The following is a 3,888-nucleotide window of genomic DNA, read 5'->3' as shown; positions in this document are numbered from 1 at the left end:
GGTATCCCATTGATTGGGGCCAAGTCGGTAAAGACACCCTCTTTGGTTTAGGTGGTGGCGCTTTCGGTTACGGTGTTGGGAAAGGCCTCCAGTGGGCGGCGAAGACCCCGGTTGGGCAGGCCGCAACCCAGTGGGTGGGTGATCAAGCTCAGCGGATTCCTGTTGTTCAGCACATCACCAACCGCCTAGGCGCACGCAGCGCGGCAGAAACCGCCGAAAGCCTCACCGACGACGCCCTCAACGCGCTCACCACACCAGCACGAACCGCACCAACACCAGAACTACCCACACCACCTGTTCCACCTCGTCCGGCAACGATCCATTTTGACGGAGTTGATTATCCGGGTGTTCCTGAGGGGGCAGTAGGTACGCTCGCCAGGAAGGGGAAAGGAATGATCTATGACATTCCGCCAGGAACAGACGGACTCCATCCCTCCATTACGTCAGTTCGAGTAATGGAGCCAACGCACGGGAAATACCCTTATCCGCATGGGTATGCAGGATACTTCCGAGGGAAACAGCCTGCCCACCCGGGAACAGGAAGAACTGTGGATAGAAGCGACCCAGCGTGGCATATTCCTTTGACGCCTGAGCAGGGGTGGCCGTGATGGATAGTTGGATATTGAAGACGGGAGGGTCATGATGAGAGTGATGACGATGCGGCAGTTGATGTATGCGCCGATTGAGTCTGTGCAGGATTTGCCGCCTGTGGATCCTGAGACGGATCCGTTGTGGCTGGAGGACATGCTTGATGAGTGTGAGTTGATGGATGTCCTTATTGACGTGCGGCGTGAGTATGTGGGCCTCTTGTTTTATGCGGCGGGGTCGTTGTATCAGGAGGTTGGGAACGCTTTTTTGGTGGTGGCGAGGCAGTTGAAGTCTGCGCAGTGGTCTGATCCGATGGGGCTTGTTCAGGGTGAGATGGGCGCCCATATAATCGGTGATTCGCATGTGCAGGACTGGGGGACGGGTATTACCTTCGAATGTGGAGGTCTTTTTGGTGGTGTGGTGAGGGTGGAGGGTACGTCTTTGTCGTTTTATTGTGTGGATATGCCGGGGATGGATTTGCCGATGCCGTTGTATGACGGTGAGGATGTGGAGGCGATTGAGGCTGGGGTGGTGACTTTTGATAAGGTGGCTCGTCCTCTTGCTGCCAGCCATCGTCGGGCGGGTGAAAGATCGCGTACCCAGTGGACATTGCTCTGATAGGCCTGAAGTGCTGACTGTGCCAGATAGACGTGTTTCGCTCTGAGGGAATTCTGGGATTCGAAGCTTTCATCCATTTCTGAACGGATTTCTGGCGTCGAAGGATTTGTCGTCGTCGAGCTGCATGTTGGTATTTTTAGTCTGCATGCTGGTGACGAGGGAAAATAGGGTTTTTACTGAGGGGTACATATGAGAAATAGGCGGTAGTGGTGAGTAAGAATCTACGTGCTGTTCCTCTTGAGAAGAGTTTGAATGGTGTGGACTTTTCTGTTGAGTGTGATCTGGGTAGGTATGCGCGTGGTGGCATTCTTGCACCGGTCGATGTTGATCCCATGCGTGGTTATGGCGGGCCGGAAACGGGTTTCTTCCACGTCTATACGGCCACTGATGATTTCACAGTTATAACGCGTGCTGTGGGAAATGATTGGGAAACGGGAGCTTCTGGGATGTTCCACATCGGACACGCCGGAGCAGTCTCTATCGTGTGTGATGGCGTGGCTCTCTTTGGGGATGTCCATGATCGCTCGTCGTTCACTTGGGTTCAGACTCAAGCGCCTGTTCGCGAAGGAATCGTCTCTGCGGGTGGGGAGTTCTTACTTCTTAATGCCAATTCGGGGCTGGTCATCCTTGGCGTTGGTGGAGAGTATGCGCGAACAGAACGCCTTTGTTGGGAGTATGTCAAGATAGGGCGTTTTGATGACTCTTCAGTAACGGGGGTCATTGATCCCGAGGTCATGCCGATTGAGTTTGGCTGGGATTTCCATGCGGATAGAACAGGCGAGGGAATCCTCGGACGAGCCTAGTAGCGGGTTCCGTCCCAGGTCCTTCGCAGCGCAGTGGAGGCGAGCTTGTGAAGTCTGGGCGGAACATTCAGGCAAAGAGTGGCTGTTCAAGTCCCACGGTCAGGGGGAGTGTCAGCATGGGTGGTGCCAGTAGTGCGAGTGTTGGCCCTCAGTGAAATAGCGCTTGCAGACAATTCATTGGGTCCCAGCTGTGTAGTGGGGCGGCGTGCTTGAGGTAATCTCGTCTGTTTAATTGCGTGTGGGCCGCTCTTGGGGCTTCTAGACTGGGCATGTAGCTTGACAGGAGGGGCAGGGCATGTATTTAAGAATGTTGCCTCATGATGATGCCACGATGCTCACCACTGATGAGCCTGTTGTGTTGCAGGAGGATTGGTCGGGGGTAAAGGTCGAGCGTTTCGGTGTTAACGGCGGATATTTTGACAGTTGCGTGTTTGATCGTTTGCGGGTCGGTCGTTTTAGTGTTGGCGGTCTAGGGCTGGTCTCGGAGTTTGTGAACTGTTCTTTTGATTCGGCGAATATTGCCTTCGGTACGTGTGGTCCTGCCCGGTTTGTGAATTGTTCTTTCCGTGGGGCCAGACTCAAGGGTTTCAATTTTCAGTTTTTGGATTTGGTGGGGTGTGATTTCTCGGGGACGGTGTTGCGTCAGTGTGTGTTTTGGGGTGCTCCTACAGCGCGGAGTGCTGCGGATAATCCGGGGTTGGCGCGTGTGAATGTGGTGGAGGGGAATGATTTTTCGAGTGCGCGCCTGATTGATAGCGATTTCCGTTATGGGGTGGATTTGACGCGTCAGAAGTTGCCGTCTGGGCCCGAGTATGCGTACTGCGCGGATGGTGCTGGGGCGTTGGTGCGGGTTCGGCGTGTGGTGGAAAGCTGGCGTGAGTCTGCCCCAAGAGACTATGAAGAATTTATGATTTGGTTGAAGCTGTGGGAAAAGAAGGTTAAAGATGGGCAGCCGCAGTTGTTCTTCGTGCAGGAAAAACCTGATATGAGTGATGCTGGGTGGGCTCAGGTTCGTCAGGCTGTGTTGGAAGAGCAACGCTAGAGCAGTATTGCTGTTAGGGAGAGTCTGTCGTGTTTGTTGAGTTCTTTACTGCGCCTGATGATGCGTGTGCCTGTGCCCTGGTCGATGATCCTGAGGTGGGGGGTGGGTTTGATGGTTATGGCAGGTGTGGGTCCTTTCTGGATATGAATGACCTGCTTGTTTTTATTGCTGATCATGCTGATCCTGTGCTTGACGGCCAGGACGGGGGTGCTGTCGTTGTTCGCTTTCGCCAAGAGGTGGTTGCTTCGTTGGCGGTGACGAGCGTGGAGTGTGATCCTTTGTTCTTGGAGGAGTATGCGGATTTGGAGGAGATCGTGGAGAGGGCCGGTCCGGTGGTTGATCTTGCGCGTCAGGCGCGTGCTCATGGTTTGAACCTGTACTGCGAGATCCTCATCTAGTACCCGGCCCCGCTTCTCCTGCCCGGCACAGGGGTGACGCTGAAGGGAGGACCGCAGTGGAACTGTAGGCGGCGTTCGCCTCGTTCTACCAGATTGAGTAGGCTGGGTGGCTAACCCGTATGCGTACGCGGGGAATAATCCTGTTTGACCCTGCGGGGTTGCGCCCTATCACCACAGAAGAACTTGACGCCTACCGTAAAGCTAACGCCCCTAAATGGGGTACTGCGCTGGCAATTGTTGCCGGGGTGGGGTTGGCGTTTGTGCCCGGCGCTCAAGGGTTTGCCGCCGCGCTGATTGCTGGCGCTGTTTTAGGTGGCGGGGCCAGCATCATCGACCAAGCCTGTAGTGGGTATCCCATTGATTGGGGCCAAGTCGGTAAAGACACCCTCTTTGGTTTAGGTGGTGGCGCTTTCGGTTACGGTGTTGGGAAAGGCCTCCA

The 3,888-nt window shown here is 54.9% G+C and carries 6 protein-coding genes; all 6 read left to right on the top strand.

The window, feature by feature from the left end:
• The coding region (locus EII11_RS10575) for a hypothetical protein (protein ID WP_205649291.1) at positions 1-608 on the top strand (608 nt) is incomplete at its 5' end.
• Between the two features lie 43 nt (positions 609-651).
• The gene (locus EII11_RS10285) at positions 652-1,206 is read left to right on the top strand and encodes a hypothetical protein (RefSeq protein ID WP_165867156.1); all 555 of its coding nucleotides are present in this window, start codon (positions 652-654) and stop codon (positions 1,204-1,206) included.
• Positions 1,207-1,415: 209 nt separating this feature from the next.
• A complete protein-coding gene (locus EII11_RS10280) occupies positions 1,416-2,009 on the top strand; it encodes a hypothetical protein (RefSeq protein WP_124872469.1) in 594 nt (197 codons plus the stop codon).
• Between the two features lie 331 nt (positions 2,010-2,340).
• Positions 2,341-3,051 (top strand): pentapeptide repeat-containing protein, encoded by a 711-nt coding sequence (locus tag EII11_RS10275; RefSeq protein ID WP_165867155.1) that lies wholly within the window; start codon positions 2,341-2,343, stop codon positions 3,049-3,051.
• Positions 3,052-3,080: 29 nt separating this feature from the next.
• On the top strand, positions 3,081-3,449 hold the full coding sequence (locus EII11_RS10270) for a hypothetical protein (protein ID WP_124872463.1): 369 nt from the start codon (positions 3,081-3,083) through the stop codon (positions 3,447-3,449).
• Between the two features lie 158 nt (positions 3,450-3,607).
• Positions 3,608-3,888, top strand: a 281-nt coding sequence (locus tag EII11_RS10265; RefSeq protein WP_165867154.1) for a hypothetical protein, incomplete at its 3' end; no start/stop codon positions are given.

This window comes from Schaalia canis (assembly GCF_003858455.1).
In the GTDB taxonomy this organism is placed as follows: Bacteria; Actinomycetota; Actinomycetes; order Actinomycetales; family Actinomycetaceae; genus Pauljensenia; species Pauljensenia canis.
This window is presented reverse-complemented; position numbering and strand designations above follow the sequence as displayed.